Here is a 20,576-nt window from a genome sequence, read left to right as displayed (position 1 = left end):
CTCTTGGTCCGTCAGAGCGTCCAGGTGTCGAGGATGAAGGCGCCATCGCGGCGATGGATAAGGATGAGGTCGAGCACGTCGAGCGGGCTAATCGGCTTGATGCCGGGGATCAGCGACGGTTCGCCGTGTCCATAAAGCGCCTGCAACGCGAACCGGCAGGCATAGACCTTGCCGCCTTCGTCCATGAAACCAGTGAGCTGGTTGTTGAAGTTGAGATGGCCGGGGAAGGCTTCGTCACCGAGTTTGGGGAAGCCGCGCTGGACACCGAGCGTTACGCCGGGGCCATAGAGCAGGACGGAGGTCTCGAAGCCTTTGCGCTTCAGCCGCTTTGCCTGCAGCAGATTGACGAGACCGATCGAGCCCTCAAAGGCGACGGTGTGGAAGGTGATGAGGGCTTTCTCGCCCGGTATGGCCTGGACGTCTTCGAAAACCTTTTCCTCGTAATCGACGAAGAAGTCGCCCTTTTCATGGGCTGGCTTGGTAACTGCGGGCATCTGCGGCTCCTGTCGTTGAAACTACCCTGTGTCGGGGACAACGATGGATTTGCAAGGACCATGCCAGATTGAATGTGCTCAAATAACAGTCAAATTGGAATAATTTCCATTCAATTATACATTCAATATTTTGGAGCATTGAAATGCTGCTCAGGCGATCCGCAAAAGGCTGCCGATTATTGATGCATCAAAGCACGAATCGAATGCATTCAATGTATTGTCAATTTTTCTGAGATGCCGCAAACGGCGCCAAGCTCTGTCCACATTATCGTATTTTTCCGAGCCTGAAGAAACTTCGTGACATCTGATTTGTGCAACAATATACAGTCAATTACACCGATAGAGATTGATTGAACATGCTAGACTGGTTTCCCGATCTTTCCCGCAGCAATAGCCCGCGCTACATCGCGATAGCCGATGTCATTCAGATGGACATCAAGAGCGGGCGTCTTATTCCCGGCGACCGGCTGCCGCCGCAGCGGGATCTCGCCAAGAGGCTTGATATCGACTTCACAACGGTTGCTCGCGGCTATGTCGAGGCGCGTAAGCGTGGCCTGGTCGATACGCATGTCGGACGGGGCACTTTCATCCTTCCACAAGGCGGTGAGGAAAAAGGCTGGGGCCTCGATATGCCGGATCCGAGGCGGACGTCGGCGATTGACCTTTCGATGAACATGCCGCCCGAACCCGATGATGCGGATCTGATCGCAAGGATGCGCGCGGGGCTTGGCGCGGTTGCGACAAGCATGATTCCGTTGCTGCGCTATCAGGGATTCGGCGGCTCCGTGGTGGATAAGGAAGCGGCCGCCTCCTGGCTCAGCCGTCGCGGCCTCGTTCCCTCCCAGGAGCGGATTTTCGTGTCGCCCGGCGCGCACCCGGCGTTGCTCGCCATCCTTGGCATACTGGCAAAGCCGGGGGAGCCTATTCTGTCCGAGGCGATCACCTATCCGGGAATTCGCTCGGTGGCGGCCCAACTCCGGCTCAATCTTTCCGGCCTGCCGATGGATGAAAACGGCATCCTTCCGGATGCCTTCGCTGACGCCTGCGAACGGATCAAGCCGAAGGCGCTCTATCTTAATCCGACGATCCAGAACCCGACGACGCTGACCATTCCGCAGACACGGCGTGAAGAAATATGCGCGGTCGCCCGCGCTCATCACGTTCCGATCGTCGAGGACGATGCCTATGGCTTCATTCCCTTGCATGGGCCGGCACCGCTTGCGGCGATGGCGCCCGACATAACCTGGCATATCGGCGGTCTCGCCAAATGCATCGGCGCGGGCCTGAGGCTTGCCTATGTCGTCGCCCCCGACACCAAGGCCGCATGGCCATTCGTCAGCGCCATGCGGGCGAACAACGTGATGGCGTCCCCTTTGACGGTGGCGCTGGCGACGCGCTGGGTCGAGGACGGTACGGCCGACGCGATCCTTCGGTTCATCCGCCATGAGGCTGCTGCCCGGCAGGAGATGGCAGCGGCAATTCTGCCGAAGGGTAGTTTTCAGGCTGATCCACTTGCTTTCAATATCTGGCTGCCGCTGCCCAACGGCTGGACGCGTTCCACCTTCGGCAGCCACATGCGCTCCCAGGGGATCGGCGTTGTCGCAAGCGATGCCTTTACGGTGGAAGGACCTGCGCCGGAGGCCGTCCGTGTTTGCTTCGGCGGGCCGATCACGCGAGAAAAATTGCAAGGGGCGCTGGAATTCATGGCCCACGCCTTGGAAGGCCCTCCGGAAATGTCCGCGTCGTTTTTCTGATTATTAAAGAGCGTCCGAGCGTGGTGCTTGTTTGGTCATGCGGGTGCGCGATCCAGCGCACTCCGGATATTGGGTTTTGTTCCATAATAAACCTTATGAAACATTTGTTTGTGGCGGCAAAGTTGAAGTGCCACACTCCCCTCCGAAACACGTCTGAAGAAAGCGTAGTGCTCGTACTACTTTCGTGCAGCGCCAGGAACCGATTGCATAGGCCTCCGAACGGCGCGTTGTCGACCTATTTGCAATAAGGCGATACTGGCGAGAACGAGGATCATTGCGGAGATTTCGAAGACGCCGATTTTCTCGCCCGCCATCCAACCGATGAGCAGCGCCACATTCGGTGTGATGTAGGTCGAGCCCGAGGCTGCGACCGCGCCGAGTTCCTGGAGCAGAAAATAATAGATCAGGAATGCCATCCCTGTGCCCAGAACGCCAAGTCCTAGAGCCACGCCGGCTGCGGCATGCCGATCCTGGAGAATCTGCGTCATCCCGGTCCGATCAACAAGCATCAGCAGAACCAGTAGCGCCAGACCCGTTTGCCAGGTCGCGAGCGCAAGTGGCGGCAGATTGAAGGGTGACAGGAAGCGGCGGACGTACACGTAGGACAGCCCGAGGATGGTTGTCGCCGCCAGCATCCAGAAAACACCGGTTATGTTAATGGCCCTGTCTGTAATCTCCCAAGGTCGGGCGATCAGAACGATGCCTGCAAATCCGACGAGCACCCCGATGATCATCATCGCATTGGGTTTTTCCGTGCGTAGGAATAAAAGCGTGGCAATGGTGGTGAACAGGGAGATCGATCCACCCAGAACGCCGGCAATGCCGGACGGAAGCAAAGCTGTCCCCTCCGCAATTGCAAAATAGTAAAGTGCCGTCGCAAGAATGGCCATGACGAGGAAATGCGGCAGGTGACGTAGCTGGTCGCGGTTCATCACGCCTTTGCGCCATGCAACAAACGCCAGTGGCAGAAAACCGAAGAACACCCGCAAGAGCGTGATCTGCGCTGGGCTTATGAGTTCCGAAGCCCACTTCATGTAGATGAAATTAGAACCCCAGAGGAGACCGAGAAAGCCGAAAGCCAAGTAGGTCAATCGCATGGGGCCCACCGTATCCAAAAAAACTACGCTTGAGGGGTTCGAAGCGACTTCTCTAAGCACCGCAGGATCCCAGCTTGAACCATGCTTTTACTTGATTTCCGGCTGGATCTCCTATGAGATCGACTGCGCTCTGATACTAGAAATTCTACATGCTAGCTCCCGATGCGCTCAAATCGAAAGCTCCCATCCCTGAATGCTTTGCGCGCCTTCGAAGCCGCCGGCCGCCGTTTGAGCTTCCGAGCCGCGGCCGATGAACTCGGTGTCACACAGGGGGCAGTCGCTCAGCAAGTCCGCGGGTTAGAGGAGGAGCTTGGCTTTCCGCTTTTCCAGCGGCAGCGGCGTGGCGTCTTGCTGACAGAACGGGGCATGCGTTACTTCTCGGATGTGCATCGCGCCTTTCAGCAGCTGATAGATGCGACGGACACAGCACTATCGCGGCTGCGGGTCGTGACGATCAGCGTAACGCCGACCTTTGCATCGAAATGCCTGATCCCGAACCTGCCAGCATTTGCTGCGGAGCATCCGGATATCGAACTTCGCGTCATGGCCACAGATGTTCTCTCGGACTTCGGCCGCGACGGCGTCGACCTTGCCGTACGATTGACCAAGCCGCCATTTGCCTTGGGGCTGGCGGTGGAGTTTCTCTTTTCGGACATGATCGTTGTTGCTAGTCCCGAGCTGATCTCGAAATGCTCGCTACCGCTGCGCCCCAAAGACATTGCCCGGTTCACTTTGCTCAACGACGGCCAGGCGGTTTGGTCCGCCCTGCTCGGGGCAGACGTTGCGCGGGCGGAGCTCCACATCAACCAGGCCGCCCTTGCCATCGAAGCCGCTATAGCTGGTCAAGGGTTGGCTATGGCTAACCCCATCTTTCTGGCCGACGCGCTCAAGGCCGGCAGGTTGGTTCAGGTCGTGGATGACGTTGTCACAACGGACGTCGGATACTATCTCGTCGTTCCAAAGAAAACGCAGGGAGATGCGGCGATCGCAACCGTTTCACGTTGGTTGCGACGACAACTGAGCTGACACGGCGCTCCCGTACCCGTCTCTTCCCACGGCAGAAGATCAGAAACTGAGCCACAGGGCTTATCCCTGATACCGTCTTGCCTTCATGAGGCGGAGGATTTAGACGCAATCCATTCGATACACACAATAAGTCGTTGCCGAATGCATCATCCGCGAGGCGCTCGCCGAAGATTGGACGAATGATAATGACAATTAAGATACGTCCCGCGCAGCTATCCGATTCAGCGCTTATCCTGCGATTTATTCGCGAACTGGCGGAATATGAAAAGGCGGCTCACGAGGTCGAGGCGACGACGGCTTCCATAGAGCAATCCCTGTTCGGTCCTCAATCCGTCACCCGTGCGGTCATTTGCGAAGTGGATGGCGAACCGGTGGGTTTCGCGGTCTGGTTCTACACCTATTCCACCTGGCTTGCCCGCAATGGCCTCTATCTCGAGGATCTCTACGTCACCCCGCAAAAGCGCGGATCAGGTGCAGGCAAGGCGCTGCTGAAATATCTGGCGAAGCTCGCCGTCGAGAAAGGCTGCGGCCGGTTCGAATGGAGCGTGCTTGACTGGAACGAGCCGGCGATCCGCGTCTATCGTTCTATCGGCGCCGAGCCGCAGGATGAATGGATACGCTACCGGCTGGCCGGCGACGCGCTGACGGCCTTTGCCGATAGTTAAATAGCGGCGTTGATACGAGACGATCGGCAGGCTCCATATACAGCCGATCGTCTCGTTCCGGCTCCTCGTCACACCAACTCGACGATCGCGCATCCATAGGCTTCGAGCGATAGCGCACCGGATACCGGTTTGCCGCCGTCAAGGAGATCGATGCCGCGCGGGACGCTGGTCAGTTCCGCGTGCTGATCGGTATAGTTCTGGATGAACAGAAGATGCCTTTCATCGTTCTGGCGCATCGTCACTTCGACGCCATCCGGCAGATCGGCGATCAGCGGTTCGACGCCTGCATCCGCGAAGGTGCGGTCAGCCAGCGCTGCCGTCAGCTCGGCGGTCAGGTACGTGCCGAGATAGAGCACCCTGCCCTTGCCGACCTTGCGCGACGTCGCCATCGGCACGCCTTCGGCATAGCGGTTGGACCAGGTCGCCACCACTTCGACATCATCGGCGACCGCCAGGTTCTCATAGAAGTGAGCGCCTTCCAGCTCGCGGTTGCCGATGGTGAAACGGCGAACGCGGTTATGGGATTCGGCAGGGCGGTTGGGTGGCATCACCAATCCGCCGGAGCGCGACATGACATCGAACAGACCGTTGGCGCCGGGTGCCGCCAGCCGGCCGAAATCTTCGACCGTGACGCCGGTCAGCCGGGCAAGCGACGAACCCGGTGCGGCCTCGCGGATGACGTGGTTGTTTTCATCACGCGTGCCGGTGCGCGCGCCGATAATCACGGTGCCGCCGCCGCGCGCAAATGCCTCCAGCCGTTCGGTCCAACCATCCTTCCACATCACCCAATGCGGCACATAGAGCAGCTTTAGCCGCGAAAGATCGTCTTCGGGATGGATAAAGCCGCAGGCGATGCCGCGGTCGTAGCAATATTGGTGCAGCAGCACGGCGTCGTCCTGCGGGCTCGGCAGGCCGATCGAGTAAGTCTTATGTGCCTCCTGATTGTCGAAATCGGAGCCGGCAATACCGACGTCCATGCGCACATGGGTGCCGAGGATCTTGTCTTTCAGTGCCGTCATCTCGATGGCGAAGCGCTTTGCCTCGTCATAGCGGTGACGCGGCACGTCGTCGTGGTCGATGATGCCCATCCAGTAGATTTCAGCACCAAAGTGCGCCGGCCGCCAACGGAAGAACATCAGGCCGTCGGCGCCGCGTGCGACCGAGGACATCGCCATGCGGCGCATCTCGCCAGGTTCCGGCGTCAGCGTGCAGAAGCCAGGCTGGCTGCCGAAGCCGGATTGCTGTTCGGGGATGATGTAGTTGCCCGAGAAGCCACGGCAGATATCGAGGTGCAGCGCCTGCACCTTGGCGTGGTTGCCGATACGCTGAAACTCGTCATAGAGCATCGGATAGATATCGTAGCCGACGAAATCGAGATCGGTGGAGAACTGGCCGCGGAAGTCGATGTCGCGCAGGCCGCCGAGATTATGGAAGATGAACCAGTCGGCCTTGGTCGCCCGCAGGATTTCAACCTGATCGTGCTGGAACCGCGCCGTCGAGAAGGCCAGGAAGCGGTGGTAATCCTGCACATGCCCCGGGCTCGGGAAGGTCGGGCCGAAGTCGATCGGAAGCACGACCTGGCCGAAATCGTCGTAGGCGGTCGCCCAGAAATCGCCGCCCCAGGCGAAGTTGAGCTTTTCGATCGTGCCGTATTTGTCGGCGAGATAGGCCTGGAATTCCTTCAGCGTGGCGGCAGAGAAGGATTCCGGCATGCTGGTGTTGAGCTCGTTGTCCGTCTGCCAGCCGACCACATCAGGATTGTCGCGATAGTGCTCGGCCATCGCCTTGGTGATGCGCTTGCTATGCTCGCGGAAAACCGGGCTTGCCGTATCGGCATGCTGGCGCGAACCGTGGCTCATCGTCCGGCCATTGCCGTCGACGCGGAGGACTTCCGGATGGGCTGCCGTCAGCCAGCGCGGCGGTGTTGCGGTCGGCGTGCACATGATGGTGCTGATGCCGTGGCGCGCAAGGACCGCGATGGCGCGATCGAAGAGATCGAAGTCGAAGGTTCCGAGCTTCGGCTCGAAGATATGCCAGGCGAACTCGCCGAGACGGACGACATTGAAGCCGGCTTCGGCCATGCGCTTGGCATCGCGCTCCCAATAGCTTTCATCGACATGTTCCGGATAATGCGGCGTGCCGACGAGAAACCTGTCGGTCTTGATGGTGCGCCATACGGAAAGGTCTTTGGTGCTGGTATTGACTGACACTGTATCAGGCTCCTGAAGGATCATTTGTCGAGAATTGGCTTACGGACGGTGATGGTCCGCTCGTCATTGGCGGAAAAAAGGTAGACCTCGCGCGGATCGATGCGGAGGCTGATCGGCGCGTCGGCGGCGACGCCGGCGACATGGCCGACCTGCACGGTGATGTTGCCGGTGCCGCTTTCGGAGCTGACGCATTGCAGCTCTCCGGCATCGACATAGAGGATAGTTTCCCGTCCGAGATGTTCGACGAGACGGACCTGGCCAGTGATCGCGGCACCTGCGGATGGAGCGTCGGAAACGGCGATGTTTTCCGGCCGGATGCCGAGGGTAAGGGTCGTCCCCTTGTGAACAGAGGAGCCGGCTGCCAGATCCACTGTGATCGGCGCAAGGCCGGGAGCGGAAACGGTGATACTGCTTCCGGAAACCTGGTCGACGGTCACCGGAAAGAAGTTCATTCGCGGCGCGCCGAGAAAGCCGGCCACGAAGAGATTGTCCGGGTTGCGATAAAGCTCCAGCGGTGAACCCACCTGTTCGATGATGCCACGATTGAGAACCACGATCCGGCTCGCCATCGTCATCGCCTCGACCTGGTCGTGCGTGACATAGACCATCGTCGCGCCGAGTTCGGCATGCAGGCCGCTCAGCTCGACGCGCATCTGGGTGCGTAGTGCGGCATCGAGGTTCGACAACGGTTCATCGAACAGGAAAACCTCCGGCGATCGGGTAATCGCGCGGCCGATGGCGACGCGCTGGCGCTGGCCACCTGAAAGCTGCTTCGGCCGCTTGTCGAGCTGATCGGTGATCCGCAGGATCTTGGCGGCACGCGCCACCGCCGCATCGATCTCCGCCTTTGGCCGCTTGGCCATGCGCAGGCCGAAGCCCATGTTTTCGGCGACAGTCATATGCGGATAGAGCGCGTAGGACTGGAACACCATGGCGATGCCGCGATCTCCCGGCTCGGCCGTGCTGACATCCCGACCGTTGATCATGATCTGGCCAGAGGAGATGGTTTCAAGACCGGCGATCGACTTCAGCAGCGTGGACTTGCCGCAGCCGGACGGTCCCACCATGACGATGAACTCGCCCTGCTCTACGGAAAGATCGATACCGCGCAACGCATGATAGGCGCCGTAGTTCTTGTTGACGTGTCGAAGTTCGAGACTGGTCATGCTTTTCGGCTCGCAAAGAAAGGATTGGCACAAAGGGCGGGATGGGTGATCACGGTGGATAAGGTCATCATCCTTTCACTGCCCCCATGGTGAGCCCGGCGATGAAGTGCCGCTGCATCAGGAAGAACATGATGACGGGCGGCACGGCGACGATGATCGTGCCGGCCGAGATCAGGTTCCAGGCGGACACCCATTCGCCGCGCAGATTGGCAAGCCCGGCAGTCACCGGCTTGACCGTATCGCTCACCGTCAGCACCACGGCCCAGAAATAGTCGTTCCAGACGAAGGTAAAGATCAGGATCGCGAGCGCGGCCAGTGCTGGACGAACGAGCGGGATCACCACATGCACCAACGTCTGGAACGGCGACGCTCCCTCCGCCCTAGCCGCCTGGAACAGTTCATCCGGCAGGGCTGCGATGAAGTTGCGCATGAACAGCGTTGCAAAGCCGGTCTGGAAGGCGATGTGGAAGATGATAAGCGCGGCCGGAGTATCATAGAGGCCGATCCGCACCATCAGGTCGCGCACGGGTATCATCATGATCTGATAGGGCAGGAAATTGCCGCCGACGAAGAGCGCGAAGACCAGCATGTTGCCGCGAAAGCGGTAGCGCGCCAGCACGAAGCCGGCGAGCGTGCTCATGATCAGCACGCCGATGACGGAGGGTATGGTGATCATCAGGCTGTTGAGGAAATAGCGCGCCATCGGCGTCTGGGTGAAGACGGAGGTGTAGTTGTCGATCAGGCCGAACTGCGTCGGCCAGCCCCAGAGATTGCCGCCCATCACATCCTGCGTCGAGCGGAAGGAGGTGAGGATGACGGCAAACAGCGGGCACAGCCACAGGATCAGGATGGCGAGAACGGCGGTGAAATAGAAGCGACGCTGCCAGATGGCGTCTTCGGGGATCGGGCGCGGATACATCAGGCCCCTCTTTCTTCGATGCGGATGATCCGCGTGAGGTACCAGACGATGAACACCGCCATGATCACGAATAGAACCGAGGCGATCGCCGCGCCATAGCCGAAGCGGTAGGAGAAGATCGACTGTTCGAACATCTGATAGGCGAGCACTTCGGAGGAGCCGAACGGTCCGCCTTGGGTCATGACCGACACCATGTCGAAGGACCGGAGCGCGCCGACGACGGTGACTGCGATAGCGATGAAGGTGACCTGGGTCAGTTGTGGCAGAACGATATGGCGCAGCATATTCCAGCCTCTGGCGCCGTCCACCCGGCCCGCGCCGATCAGCTCTTCGCTCAAATTGTTGAGGCCGGCGAGGTAGAGAACCATGCAGAAGGCGATCTGCGGCCAGAGAGCGGCGATGACGATCGCAAAGGTCACGAGATGCTCGTTGGAGAGCAGCGCCGGTGCGGTCGCGCCGAAGAAGCCGAAGATCAGGGCGAGCAGCCCCAGTTGCGGCGTGTAAACCCAGGTGAAGACGACGCCGACGGCGACGGAGGCCAGCACCAGCGGGATGAAGAACAGAGATTTCATCAGTCGCATGCCGCGGATTTTCTGGTTGACCAGCAGGGCGATCGCCAGCCCCAAAGGCGGCGCGGCCATGAACATGACCAGCCAGATGACGTTGTTCTTCAGGGAAACGTAGAATTGCGGATCGTTGAACAGCTCGACGTAATTGCCGAGACCGATCCAGACCATCGGGCTGAAGCCGTCCCAATCGTGAAAACTGATCCAGATACTCTCGACCGCCGACCACAGGATCACGACGGAAAAGAGAATGGCCGCCGGTAAAATCAGCAAAGCCGGGGTGAGCCACCAGCGATGGTGGCGCCAAAATGTCATCATTTTATCCTCTATCGATATGGGGAGGCGGAGCCGCGGCCCCGCCTCTCGGTCGCTGGGAGGAAAGCTAGAGCTTATAGATACGCTTGCGCGTACCTTCGAGCCGCTGCAGGATGGCGTTACGCCGTTCGGGTTTCGCCATGAACTCCTGGAAGCCGACGAGGCCGGCCTGCGCCATATCTGGATCGCTGTCACGGTCGTAATATTGCGACGTGCCCTGCACCGTCTTCAACACGTCGACGGCGGCGTTGACCAGCGGATCCTTGCTCGGCGGCAGGTCGTTGCGCGGCGGAACGTTGCCACCGGGCTCCAGATAGGGGCCGAGATTTTCCGGACGGTAGAAATAGGCCAGAAACTCGCGGGCGCCCTGTTTGTTCTTGGCGTTCGCCGGGATATGGACCGAATTCAGCGAAAACTCCTCGAAACGGCCGACCTTTGGGTCGATCGTCGGGAATGGTGCAAAAGCGAGCTGATCGAGCTCTTCTTTCGGGAAGGCGTAGCGGACGAAGGCACCGAGATTCATCATTCCCGCCTTCTTCTGTGCCAGAAGCGCGCCCGCCTCCTGCCAGCCGAAGGAGGTATTGTCCGGTGTGAAGAAGCCCTGCTTGATCAGCGTTTCCCACTGGTCAAAGACCGGCTTCAATGACGGATCGAGATAGCTGATCTCGCCGTTCATCAGCGCCATGTGCTTGTCGAGGCCATTGATGCGCAGGTTCATCTGGTCGAACCAGCCGGCAGCCGGCCACAACTCCTTGGTACCCATGGCGATCGGCGTCAGGTTCGCGCTTTTGCATTTGGCGCCGTATGTCAGGAAGTCATCCCAGTTCGCCGGCACCGTGGCGCCGAGTTGGGCAAAGACATCCTTGCGATAGAACATGCCCCAGAGCGTTCCGCCGGTCGGCAGGCCGTATTGCTTGCCGTCAACGGTGACGGAGCCCGCCGAAGCGCCGAGCACGTCCTTGTATTTCTCTTTTTCGAAGAGATCGGAGATGTCGTCGAAAAGGCCGCGCTTGACGAAGGCGCGCATGCGGTTTCCTGAAAACCAGAAGCAGATATCCGGCGCGCCTGCAACCAGATAGTTGCGGATTGCCGTCTTATGGGCCTCGTGGTCCATATTGTTGATAACGACCTTGACGCCTGCCTGCTTGCCGAAGTCGTCACCGATCTTACGCAGGATCGCCAGCGCATCGGCGTTGTTCTCGTCGGAAATGATATTGATGTCCTGTGCCTGCGCAATCGCCGGCATGGGGAAACCCGCGAGTGCGGTGGCGGAAACCGCCCCTGCACCCATCAAAAAGGTACGCCTGCTCGACGGCCTTCCAAGCAAATTGAAAGTCATTTGAACTCCTCCCGTTTTAACGCCTGCCTCCACCCTCGACCGATGAGCAAGCGGGACGCCCTCCGAGCGCTTTCCGCCTGCCTCCGGACGCATGGCCGCAATAAACCCGCCGAGGCAGCGAACGTGCTGCCCGGATATTTGGTTTTGTGAAGCTGTGAGTCCGTTTATTCTGACTTCTTCGTGCTTGCGCACGGCCGGATGTTGATCGACAGGTGAAGTTATGCATAAGTCTGAAACAGACGCAATAATTAATTTACAAAATTAAGAAAGAGAAATCGTGAAGCTGAAAGGCGACCAGAGTACCTCGCGCGCCATGAACCGGCGGCTCATTCTCAACCTGCTCAGGCAGGAAGGACCAAAGAGTCGTGCGGAGATTGCGACGATTACCGGCCTTAGTCCGGCAGCCGTCACATTCGTCATCGCGGACTTGATTGAGGAAGGACATGTGACCGAAGGCAAGGCTGTAGCGGGGTTCTCAGGGCGTCGCCCTATCCCCGTTGAAATCAATTATACCAATGGGTTAGCGATTGGTTTTAAATTGATGGTTGGCTCGGTCGAATGTGTTGTCACCGACCTCGCCACCAGCCCGCTTGGGTCGATGCGGTTAACACTTGCAGACCACGATCCGGAAAATGTCGCCAAAACACTGGCTGCGGCGGTTCCCCTGCTGGTGCAATATGCCGCCCGGCCAAATGCACAGCTCGCCGGTATCGGAATTTCCATGCCCGGGGTCATCGGCAATGACCAGGCAACCTGTGTGCGAAGCCATCGCTTCAACTGGAACAATGTTCCCCTCGCCTCGATATTGGCGCAGAAGGTCAAGGTGCCCGTCTGGCTGGAGGATGACACCAACGCCTACGCAATCGCTCAACAGCTCTTCGGCGTCGGGCGGCAGCATCGCAATATGGCGGTGCTCGCCATTGGCGTCGGCATCAGCTGCGCACTCATTATCGAAGGCAAGCTCTATCGCGGCGCCAATGGTGCTGCCGGCAAATTCGGTCATACTTTGCATGAGGAAAACGGCCGTCTTTGCGAATGCGGCAAGCGCGGCTGCTTGATGGCCTACCACTCCCAGACCTCGATGTTGCGGACGTGGCGCGAGACGACAAATCGCAACGATAGCGATGGCTTACCGGAAATGCTTAAAGCGGTTGAGGCAGGCGAGCCGGCGGTAGGTGATATTCTTAGGGACGCAGGCATTGGGATTGGAAAGGCCCTTGCAAACCTTGTCAATGTCACCGATCCAGAGGTGATCGTTATCGGCGGCGAAGCGGTCTCCTTCGGTGAGGCGTTTTTCGAGCCACTGAGATCGACCGTGGCCGCCCACACTTTTCTTCGCGCATCGCCGCCTCTGCTTCCGGATTGGGAGGATAATTCCTGGGCTCGGGGAGCGGCGGCCCTTGTCACGCAGAAGTTCTTTGACTTCGAAACGTCAGGCGGCACCATGGGAAATGCGGAGACCTTGGGTAAAACTTCAGCTGCTTAAGAATCGGCAAGGTGCGGCGCCGGTCTTGCGTCGCCTGCCCTTTCACGAGACAAGCGTCACATGAGCGTTCCCACAAGCCACCCTTTCGCCTTCGATCCCACCTACGGCATGGAGCTTGATCAGCTTCTCGCCATCAAGCCGCCGGAAGCACCACCGGGCTTCGATGACTTCTGGGAAGAGCGGTATCGTCGCGCGATCGCCGTCGACCCGCGGCCGAAGCTTCGCCGCAGCAAGACGCATCATCCTGACTGGCATGTCTTCGACATCACCTATTCGTCGACCGGCTCGTTTCAAATCGGCGGCTGGCTGCTGCTTCCTCGTGAAGGACAGGTGCGGCGCGGCCTTGTCGTTGGCCATGGCTATGGCGGCAGGGATCTGCCCGACTTCGATCTGCCGGTGAAAGAGACGGCGATCTTGTTTCCCTGCTGTCGCGGTCTGTCCCGCAGTGCTCGTCCGCCAATTCCGTCGGATGCGGCCGGGCATGTGCTCTATGACATTGGCAAGCCCGATCGCTATATCATCGGCGGTTGCGTCGATGATCTGTGGATTGCCGTTTCGACGCTTATCGACCTCTATCCGTGGCTCGGAGGGCATATCGGCTATAGTGGCATCAGCTTCGGCGGCGGCGTCGGGGCGCTGGCGATCCCCTTCGACGCGCGGATCGATCGCGGGCACCTGGTCGTGCCGACCTTCGGGCTGCGGTCGCTATGGCTGAGTTTGCCGACCGTCGGCAGCGCCGATTCCGTACAGGCCTACCAAAAAGAACACGGAAGCATGCTCGAGAGCCTGCGCCTATTCGATGCGGCAAGCGCGGCGGCTCGCATCAAGGTGCCGATGCTCGTTGCGCCCGCCCTCTTCGATCCGGCAGTAGCGCCGCCATGCCAGTTCGCCGTGGCAAATGCGTCGCCGAAATTTAATGAAATCTTCATCCTCGACGCCGGCCATTTCGACTATCCTGGTTGCATGGAACAAAATATACTACTCAGCGAAAAGGTCAGACGATTTTTCGAGGTGCCATGAACCGCGAATATCTGCGTTGGTACAGTCAACGACTGCATCGGGAGATGGAGTTGCTGGTGTTCGGCCACGCCGGCGCCAAGGTGCTGATGTTTCCAACGCGGGATGGACGGTTCTGGGAATATGAGCAATCGGGCGTCGTCGCCAGCCTGGCCGACAAATTGGAAGCAGGAGATCTTCAGCTCTACTGTGTCGAGGGTCTGGCGACAGAGAGTTTTTACGGATCCCAACGACGCCCGTCCGAGCGTATTCGCCGGCATGCCGCTTTCGAGCATTATATTCTGAACGAAGTCCTGCCGCTGATGGCAGAGAAAAATCCCAATGACTGCATCATCGTGCACGGTTGCAGTCTCGGCGCATTCCAGGCGGCCAGCCTCGTCTTTCGACACCCTCACCTCTTTCGCAAGCTTGTCGCCTTTTCCGGTCGCTACGATCTGACGATGAAGGTCGAATCTTTTGGGGATTTGTTCGACGGCTATTACGACGACACGATCTATTTCCACACCCCGACGCATTTTCTGCCGGGACTTGCTTGCGATTGGCAATTAGAAAAGCTGCGCCAGATCGACATCGTGCTTGTCATCGGCGACGCCGACCCCTTCCTCGATAACAATCGCCATCTTAGCCGCCTTCTTTCCGATAAGAAGATTGATCATCACCTGCATGTCTGGGAGGGACGGGCGCATCGGGCGGGCGCTTGGCGCCGGATGGCACCGCTGTATATATGAAGAAAAAGCCGCGTGCGCTATTGCGCGCAGGCTACAGCTTTCCCTCGCATGGCTCTTATACCAAGCCGACCGGAAGCGGAGCGATTCGTTTGCCGGCACCGTAGTCACGTTCGTGGGACCTGCGGTGCTGCCGTTCTCGGCCCGAAGACAGGTCGACTCGATTTTGCTCGATCAGACCGTCCGGATAGGTTCCGGTATCATCGGTTTCCACTTCCGACTGAGCGGTGACGATCTTGAAGTTCATCGTGTTTCCTCCAGCGGTGACGCAGAACCCCTTGATCCTGCCGATGCTTCCATTAGTATTCGTGAAAATTGTTAAAAAATTAACTACGTCCGTTAATAGATTGGAATATTCGTCATCGCGCTTGAAACGCTCGCTGGAATGGAACATTCCTGCAATCTTGGCGTTCAAACTCCGATTTCGTTTTTGGGGGACTCCATGGATCGATTCGAAATCGCTGCGGGCCGTCACACTCGAATCATCACGTTCATTGTTTTGCCGACCTTGGGCTACGCCGGACATCCGATCCCGTCAGGGGTCATGGCCAATCGTTGCCGCTTATCCTCGATCAATCACTGTCAATTCGGCGGATAGACTGGAGTAGATCATGGCCATTGGAATCACATCGTTAGTTCTGGCGCTTATCGGGCTGGCACTCGGCGGCGGCGGCCTATGGCTCGTCCTGCTTGGCGGCAGCTTCTTTTATCTGTTTGCCGGCGCCATGTTTTTGCTGACGGCGATATTGTTGTTTATGCGCAAGGCGGCAGCTCTTTGGCTCTATGCGATCCTCGTACTCGCCGCACTTGGCTGGGCGATTTGGGAAGTTGGATTCGATTGGTGGCAGCTCGGGCCGCGCGGCGGCCTGATCATCCTCATCGGCCTTTGGTTGCTGACGCCATGGATACGACGCCCGCTCGGCTTCCGCAGTCTCGACGGCGTGCAATATGCATCCAGTCCTTGGCCGCTCGCGATAGTTCTGCTCGCGGCGATCATCGTCGCCGGCTACTCGATGACCACCGATCCGCACGATCTTTCCGGTGATCTTCCGACCACCGTCGTGGCCAATCCGCCAATGGGCGGCGATGTGCCGAATGGCGAATGGCATCAATATGGCCGCACGCCCTATGGCCAACGCTATTCGCCGCTTGACCAGATCAATGTCCAGAATGTCGTCAACCTGCAGGAGGTCTGGCGATATCAGACCGGGGATGTGAAGCGCCGTGATGATATCGGCGAGACGACTTATCAGGTGACGCCGCTCAAGGTGGGCGACACGCTCTATCTATGCACGCCGCACAATCTCGCGATCGCGCTCGATGCGGTCAGCGGTAAGGAGAAATGGCGGTTCGACTCCAATTCCGGAATGAACCCGGATCGTCAGCATCAGACATGCCGAGGGGTTACCTACTATCATGATCAGGCGGCCGCAGCCGGTGCGCCCTGCGCCGACCGCGTCTATCTGCCGACCTCCGATGCGCGGCTGATCGCGCTCGATGCGGCCAACGGCAAGGTCTGCACGAGTTTTGCCGACCAGGGTGTGCTCCATCTTGAAACCGGCATGAAGTACAATCCCGCTGGCTATTACTATTCGACCTCGCCGCCTGTCGCCGTGGCGGGCAAGATCATCGTCGGCGGGGCCGTCAACGACAATTACTCCACCCAGGAGCAATCCGGCGTTATCCGCGCCTTCGATATCAACACCGGCGCGCTTGTCTGGAACTGGGACTCCGGCAATCCGGATCAGACCACGCCCCTGCCGGCAGGGCAGACATACACCACCAATTCGCCGAACAGCTGGTCGGTATCGAGCGTCGACGAGGCGCTGGGCCTGATCTATATCCCGCTCGGCAACCAGGTTCCCGATCAGCTGGGCATGGGCCGCAGCGCGAATGTCGAGCGCTTCTCCTCCTCCGTGGTGGCATTGGATATCAACACCGGCCAACTCAAATGGGTGCAGCAATTCGTCCACCACGATCTCTGGGACATGGACGTACCGGCGCAGCCCGTGCTCTTCGACATGAAGAAATCCGATGGTTCCGTCGTGCCGGCGCTCGTCGCCTCGACCAAACAGGGCGACATCTATGTGCTCGACCGGCGCAGCGGCGAGCCGCTCATTCCGTTCAAGGAGATCCCGGCTCCGGGCGGCACAATCCCAGAGGACCATGCGTCGCCGACGCAACCCATCTCGGACCTAACCTTCTCGCCTCCTCCGCTGCAGGAAAAGGATATGTGGGGGGTCTCGCTGTTCGATCAGCTTGCCTGCCGCATCGCCTTCCATCGCTACAAGTATGAGGGCCGCTATACGCCGCCGTCGCTTGAGGGATCGATCATCTATCCCGGCAATTTCGGCACCTTCAACTGGGGCAGCGTCGCCGTCGATCCCGAGCGCCAGATCATGTTCGGCATGCCGACCTATCTCGCCTTCACCTCGAGGCTCGTCCCCCGCGCGGATATCCCGCCGAGAGGCCAGGATCAGAAAGGCAGCGAACAGGGCCTGAACCGAAACGATGGCGCGCCATACGGGGTCTTTATGGGACCGTTCCTCGGGCCGCTCGGCATCCCCTGCCAGGCGCCGCCATGGGGCTATGTCGCCGGCGCCGATCTCACGACCGGCAAGATCGCCTACAAGCACAAGAACGGCACGGTGCATGACATGACGCCGCTACCCTTGCCCTTCAAGGTCGGCGTACCCGGTATCGGCGGCCCGATCGTCACCAAGGGTGGCGTCGCGTTCCTGGGTGCCGCGGTCGACAACTATCTGCGCGCCTATGACGTCACGACCGGGCGGCAGCTCTGGGAAGCACGCCTGCCGGCGGGCGGCCAGTCGACGCCCATGACCTATACGGCTGGCGACAAGCAATATGTCCTCATGGTGGCCGGCGGTCATGGTTCGGTCGGCACCAAGCCCGGCGACTATGTCATCGCCTATCGGCTGCCTTGAATCGGAACTGGAGAGCAAACATCGTTTGCTCTCCAGTTGCCACGGCTACGAGCCATTTTTCAGCAATCCATCGCGGTCAATGCGTGCGGATGATTCTCGGCGCTGTCGGCCGAAAAACTTTTCATAATGCAGTATATCTATAGAATTTACGCCCTTATCTTCGGCGCTGACATCCTGCACCCATAGGCCGCTGAAATTAGGAGAGCTCAGATGGATCTAGCGGTGCAACAGACGGATCGAATTCGCCCGGTGGCAGTCCGACTGGCGAGCGAGGAAGAGGCAATCGCGACGGCGCGCGTGCTGGCGAAACAATTCGCCGAATCCGCCTCCAGCCGCGATATCGACCGGCTGCTGCCGCATGCCGAACTCGACGCGCTATCGCAATCGGGCCTGCTTTCGATCACAGTTCCCTCCGAATATGGCGGGCTTGATGTTTCCAATGCGGTCCTGGCCGAGGTCACTGCCATTCTCGCCGAGGCGGATGGCTCGATCGGGCAGATACCGCAGAACCATTTCTACATTCTCGAAGCATTGCGCACCGACGGTAGCGAGGAACAGAAACGGTTCTTCTTCGGCCGGGCATTGGCAGGCGACCGGTTCGGCAATGCCCTGTCCGAAAAGGGCACTAAGACCGTCGGCCACTACAATACCCGCATTACCCGCGAGGGGCTCGGCTACCGGATCAATGGCCGCAAATATTATTCGACCGGCGTCATCTTTGCTGACTGGATCACGGTATTTGCGCTGGACGACGAGGAGCGGCTGACCATGTCCTTCGTGCCGCGCGGTACCGAGGGCATCGAGATCGTCGACGATTGGGATGGGTTTGGCCAGCGGACAACCGGCAGCGGCACCACGATCCTCAACAATGTCTATGTGCGTGCGGACGCGGTCGTCTCCCATCAAAAGGGTTTCGAACGTCCCACAACGATTGGCTCCGTCGGGCAAATCATTCATGCCGGCGTCGATCTCGGCATCGCCCGCGCCGCCTTTGCCGAGACGGTCGAGTTCGTGAAGACAAGCGCCAGGCCCTGGATGAATAGCGGTGTCGAGCGTGCCTCCGACGATCCCTTGACGATCGCAAAGATCGGACAGATTGCCATTCGCCTTGAGGCGGCCACGGCTGTCGTCGAGCGCGCCGGCCTGAAGGTCGATATCGCCCAGATCGATCCAAGCGAAGAAAATGTGGTGGCGGCAACGCTTGCTGTTGCGGCAGCCAAGGTGTTGACGACGGAGATCGCGCTGGAGGCAGCGAATACGCTGTTCGAACTGGCCGGTACGTCGTCCGTCCGCGTTGGGCTCAATCTCGATCGCCATTGGCGCAATGCGCGCACCCATACGCTGCACGATCCGGTGCGCTGGAAATATCATGTGGTCGGCAATTATTATCTGAATGACGTGACACCGCCAAAAAACGGCGCGCTCTAGCCTTTAGTTTTTACGCAATCCCGGACGGAAAATGGCTACGCACTTTTCCTGGAATTTCTCTAAGCTCCCAACGAAAAGGCCCGTTCCGAAATCGGAACGGGCCTTTCTTCATGCATCTTGGGAGGATGCTGATCAGCTATAGAGGCTGACGGTCGGTATCTTGCCGTTCAGGACGAACTCGCCGACTTCCTTGGCTTTGTAGAATACCGGGTCGTGCAGCGTGTGGGTGCGGACGTTACGCCAGAAGCGGTCGAACCTGTAGCTCGACGCGGTGGAGCGGGCGCCGGTCAGTTCGAAGACGCGCGAGGTGATGTCGAGCGAAACATTGGTGGCGTGCACTTTTGCCGCATAGGCCTCCGCCGCCGCTTCCCCGCGTTCCCGCGCCGTAACATCCTTGCCCCGCGAAAGGGCGGCCTGGACGGCTTCGGCTGCACTGTCGGCAAGAGCGGCAGAGGCTTTCAGCGCGGCAGTGAACTCTCCGACCCGCTCAAGGATATAAGGATCGTCAGAAGCCTTCTCTACGCCGGAGGTAATCCAGGGACGTGTCGTCGTTCGCACATAGTCAAGCGCGGCTTCGAGCGCCCCTTCGGCGGTGCCAAGGTAGAAATTGACGAAGACGAGTTGGATCAACGGGGTGTTGAACGTCGAAAGCACCGGCGGTGGCGCATCCGGTTCGGAGGGCGGCGCGATGAAATCCTCCTCGTAGACCGGGAAATCCCGGAACTCGACGGTGCCGCTGTCGGAGAGACGCTGGCCGATATTGTCCCAGTCGTCATTGGCGATATAGCCCGGCCGGTTGGTCGGCACGGCGAAGCTGGCGACTTTGCCGTCAAGTGCCGCGTTGGCGTTGATGTAGTCGGAGATATGGGCGGCTGTAGAGAAGGTTTTGCGGCCATTGAGCACGTAGGCGCTGCCACGCCGGGTGAGCTCCAGGCCCGGATCGCGCGGATTGACGGCGGCACCCCAGTAGTAATTCTTCGCCACCGTCTCGGCGCCGAGCGCATGGGCGCGTGCGGCATCATCAAGCGCCCAATAAATATACTGGCTATTAACAAAGTGGTAGCCGAGAAGCTGGCCGAGCGAGCTCTCGCCGCGCGAGATGATGCGCACCAGCTTCAATGCGTCGACCCAATTCAGCCCGCCGCCGCCGATTTGCGGCGCATGCAGCGCGTTGAGGAGACCGGAGTTTTTAAGCCGGATGATCTCCTTCAGTGGCGGCTGCCCTTCTCGATCGAGGTCGGCCGCACGCTTCGCGAAATCGGCGGAAATCTCCGCCGCAGTTGAGAATAGTGCGTCCCGTCCGGTGCCATGGCTGGCGGCGAAGACGACATTGGATTTGCTCATGTGGGAACTCCCGATCCATCGATCGCTTGAAGTGGTGATGCGGCGGATCCGAAGATGACCCGCCGCATAAGTCCTGTCGT

The 20,576-nt window shown here is 59.3% G+C and carries 17 protein-coding genes; 8 read left to right on the top strand and 9 right to left on the bottom strand.

The annotated features are described in order from the left end of the window. Positions 1-11 precede the first annotated feature (11 nt). On the bottom strand, positions 12-494 hold the full coding sequence (locus AB6803_RS03105; RefSeq protein ID WP_371107483.1) for an MSMEG_0572/Sll0783 family nitrogen starvation response protein: 483 nt from the start codon (positions 492-494) through the stop codon (positions 12-14). A gap of 356 nt (positions 495-850) precedes the next feature. Here AB6803_RS03105 and AB6803_RS03100 point away from each other — a divergent pair, with 356 nt between their 5' ends. Then, complete coding sequence (locus tag AB6803_RS03100; RefSeq protein ID WP_371107701.1) at positions 851-2,248, top strand: PLP-dependent aminotransferase family protein; 1,398 nt, start codon at positions 851-853, stop codon at positions 2,246-2,248. 176 nt (positions 2,249-2,424) lie between these two features. Here AB6803_RS03100 and AB6803_RS03095 read toward each other — a convergent pair whose 3' ends face one another. Beyond that, positions 2,425-3,345 (bottom strand): DMT family transporter, encoded by a 921-nt coding sequence (locus AB6803_RS03095; RefSeq protein WP_371107482.1) that lies wholly within the window; start codon positions 3,343-3,345, stop codon positions 2,425-2,427. A gap of 198 nt (positions 3,346-3,543) precedes the next feature. On the opposite strand from AB6803_RS03095, the gene AB6803_RS03090 reads away from it, so the two are divergent. After that, positions 3,544-4,371 (top strand): LysR substrate-binding domain-containing protein, encoded by an 828-nt coding sequence (locus AB6803_RS03090; RefSeq protein WP_371107481.1) that lies wholly within the window; start codon positions 3,544-3,546, stop codon positions 4,369-4,371. A 185-nt stretch (positions 4,372-4,556) separates the two neighbouring features. Further along, a complete protein-coding gene (locus AB6803_RS03085) occupies positions 4,557-5,036 on the top strand; it encodes an N-acetyltransferase family protein (protein ID WP_371107480.1) in 480 nt (159 codons plus the stop codon). A gap of 68 nt (positions 5,037-5,104) precedes the next feature. On the opposite strand, the gene AB6803_RS03080 is transcribed toward AB6803_RS03085, so the two are convergent. The 5 genes from AB6803_RS03080 to AB6803_RS03060 all read right to left on the bottom strand — a co-directional run bounded on the left by AB6803_RS03080 (position 5,105) and on the right by AB6803_RS03060 (position 11,551). Next, positions 5,105-7,270 carry a beta-galactosidase gene (locus AB6803_RS03080; RefSeq protein WP_371107479.1) on the bottom strand — a complete coding sequence of 722 codons (2,166 nt, stop codon included), beginning with the start codon at positions 7,268-7,270 and terminating at the stop codon, positions 5,105-5,107. After that, entirely contained in the window at positions 7,267-8,412 is a 1,146-nt protein-coding gene (locus AB6803_RS03075; RefSeq protein ID WP_371107478.1) for an ABC transporter ATP-binding protein, read from the bottom strand. Before AB6803_RS03075 ends, AB6803_RS03080 begins: the two co-directional genes overlap by 4 nt. A 67-nt stretch (positions 8,413-8,479) precedes the next feature. Next, on the bottom strand, positions 8,480-9,331 hold the full coding sequence (locus AB6803_RS03070; RefSeq protein ID WP_047453225.1) for a carbohydrate ABC transporter permease: 852 nt from the start codon (positions 9,329-9,331) through the stop codon (positions 8,480-8,482). After that, positions 9,331-10,215, bottom strand: a complete 885-nt coding sequence (locus AB6803_RS03065; RefSeq protein WP_371107477.1) for a carbohydrate ABC transporter permease — start codon at positions 10,213-10,215, stop codon at positions 9,331-9,333. Before AB6803_RS03065 ends, AB6803_RS03070 begins: the two co-directional genes overlap by 1 nt. A 64-nt stretch (positions 10,216-10,279) precedes the next feature. Continuing rightward, on the bottom strand, positions 10,280-11,551 hold the full coding sequence (locus tag AB6803_RS03060) for an ABC transporter substrate-binding protein (protein ID WP_371107476.1): 1,272 nt from the start codon (positions 11,549-11,551) through the stop codon (positions 10,280-10,282). Between the two features lie 277 nt (positions 11,552-11,828). Here AB6803_RS03060 and AB6803_RS03055 point away from each other — a divergent pair, with 277 nt between their 5' ends. The 3 genes from AB6803_RS03055 to AB6803_RS03045 are packed head-to-tail and all read left to right on the top strand — an operon-like array spanning position 11,829 to position 14,782. Continuing rightward, positions 11,829-13,037, top strand: coding sequence for an ROK family protein (locus AB6803_RS03055; protein ID WP_371107475.1), 1,209 nt, complete (start codon positions 11,829-11,831; stop codon positions 13,035-13,037). 60 nt (positions 13,038-13,097) lie between these two features. Next, the gene (locus AB6803_RS03050; RefSeq protein WP_371107474.1) at positions 13,098-14,057 is read left to right on the top strand and encodes an acetylxylan esterase; all 960 of its coding nucleotides are present in this window, start codon (positions 13,098-13,100) and stop codon (positions 14,055-14,057) included. Continuing rightward, positions 14,054-14,782, top strand: a complete 729-nt coding sequence (locus AB6803_RS03045) for an esterase family protein (protein WP_371107473.1) — start codon at positions 14,054-14,056, stop codon at positions 14,780-14,782. The genes AB6803_RS03050 and AB6803_RS03045 overlap by 4 nt, the downstream gene beginning before the upstream one ends. A 55-nt stretch (positions 14,783-14,837) precedes the next feature. Here AB6803_RS03045 and AB6803_RS03040 read toward each other — a convergent pair whose 3' ends face one another. After that, positions 14,838-15,305: a hypothetical protein gene (locus AB6803_RS03040; protein WP_371107472.1), complete on the bottom strand. Its 468-nt coding sequence runs from the start codon at positions 15,303-15,305 to the stop codon at positions 14,838-14,840. A gap of 85 nt (positions 15,306-15,390) precedes the next feature. On the opposite strand from AB6803_RS03040, the gene AB6803_RS03035 reads away from it, so the two are divergent. Together AB6803_RS03035 and AB6803_RS03030 are read left to right on the top strand one after the other, a co-directional pair. After that, entirely contained in the window at positions 15,391-17,724 is a 2,334-nt protein-coding gene (locus AB6803_RS03035) for a glucose/quinate/shikimate family membrane-bound PQQ-dependent dehydrogenase (protein WP_371107471.1), read from the top strand. Positions 17,725-17,934: 210 nt separating this feature from the next. Then, positions 17,935-19,152 carry an SfnB family sulfur acquisition oxidoreductase gene (locus tag AB6803_RS03030; protein ID WP_371107470.1) on the top strand — a complete coding sequence of 406 codons (1,218 nt, stop codon included), beginning with the start codon at positions 17,935-17,937 and terminating at the stop codon, positions 19,150-19,152. Between the two features lie 132 nt (positions 19,153-19,284). On the opposite strand, the gene AB6803_RS03025 is transcribed toward AB6803_RS03030, so the two are convergent. Beyond that, positions 19,285-20,496 carry an acyl-CoA dehydrogenase family protein gene (locus tag AB6803_RS03025; RefSeq protein WP_371107469.1) on the bottom strand — a complete coding sequence of 404 codons (1,212 nt, stop codon included), beginning with the start codon at positions 20,494-20,496 and terminating at the stop codon, positions 19,285-19,287. Between the last annotated feature and the right edge of the window lie 80 nt (positions 20,497-20,576).

Source organism: Rhizobium sp. RCC_161_2, assembly GCF_041355235.1.
In the GTDB taxonomy this organism is placed as follows: Bacteria; Pseudomonadota; Alphaproteobacteria; order Rhizobiales; family Rhizobiaceae; genus Rhizobium.
Note: the sequence above shows the minus strand (reverse complement) of the source record. Positions and strands in the feature narration are given on the sequence as shown.

What these genes read in the sequence shown, in the direction of transcription:
- AB6803_RS03105 (WP_371107483.1), bottom strand. Translation starts at nt 494, where the DNA reads ATGCCCGCAGTTACCAAGCCAGCCCATGAAAAGGGCGACTTCTTCGTC.
- AB6803_RS03100 (WP_371107701.1), top strand. Translation starts at nt 851, where the DNA reads ATGCTAGACTGGTTTCCCGATCTTTCCCGCAGCAATAGCCCGCGCTAC.
- AB6803_RS03095 (WP_371107482.1), bottom strand. Translation starts at nt 3,345, where the DNA reads ATGCGATTGACCTACTTGGCTTTCGGCTTTCTCGGTCTCCTCTGGGGT.
- AB6803_RS03085 (WP_371107480.1), top strand. Translation starts at nt 4,557, where the DNA reads ATGACAATTAAGATACGTCCCGCGCAGCTATCCGATTCAGCGCTTATC.
- AB6803_RS03080 (WP_371107479.1), bottom strand. Translation starts at nt 7,270, where the DNA reads ATGATCCTTCAGGAGCCTGATACAGTGTCAGTCAATACCAGCACCAAA.
- AB6803_RS03075 (WP_371107478.1), bottom strand. Translation starts at nt 8,412, where the DNA reads ATGACCAGTCTCGAACTTCGACACGTCAACAAGAACTACGGCGCCTAT.
- AB6803_RS03070 (WP_047453225.1), bottom strand. Translation starts at nt 9,331, where the DNA reads ATGTATCCGCGCCCGATCCCCGAAGACGCCATCTGGCAGCGTCGCTTC.
- AB6803_RS03065 (WP_371107477.1), bottom strand. Translation starts at nt 10,215, where the DNA reads ATGATGACATTTTGGCGCCACCATCGCTGGTGGCTCACCCCGGCTTTG.
- AB6803_RS03060 (WP_371107476.1), bottom strand. Translation starts at nt 11,551, where the DNA reads ATGACTTTCAATTTGCTTGGAAGGCCGTCGAGCAGGCGTACCTTTTTG.
- AB6803_RS03050 (WP_371107474.1), top strand. Translation starts at nt 13,098, where the DNA reads ATGAGCGTTCCCACAAGCCACCCTTTCGCCTTCGATCCCACCTACGGC.
- AB6803_RS03045 (WP_371107473.1), top strand. Translation starts at nt 14,054, where the DNA reads ATGAACCGCGAATATCTGCGTTGGTACAGTCAACGACTGCATCGGGAG.
- AB6803_RS03040 (WP_371107472.1), bottom strand. Translation starts at nt 15,305, where the DNA reads ATGTCCGGCGTAGCCCAAGGTCGGCAAAACAATGAACGTGATGATTCG.
- AB6803_RS03035 (WP_371107471.1), top strand. Translation starts at nt 15,391, where the DNA reads ATGGCCATTGGAATCACATCGTTAGTTCTGGCGCTTATCGGGCTGGCA.
- AB6803_RS03030 (WP_371107470.1), top strand. Translation starts at nt 17,935, where the DNA reads ATGGATCTAGCGGTGCAACAGACGGATCGAATTCGCCCGGTGGCAGTC.
- AB6803_RS03025 (WP_371107469.1), bottom strand. Translation starts at nt 20,496, where the DNA reads ATGAGCAAATCCAATGTCGTCTTCGCCGCCAGCCATGGCACCGGACGG.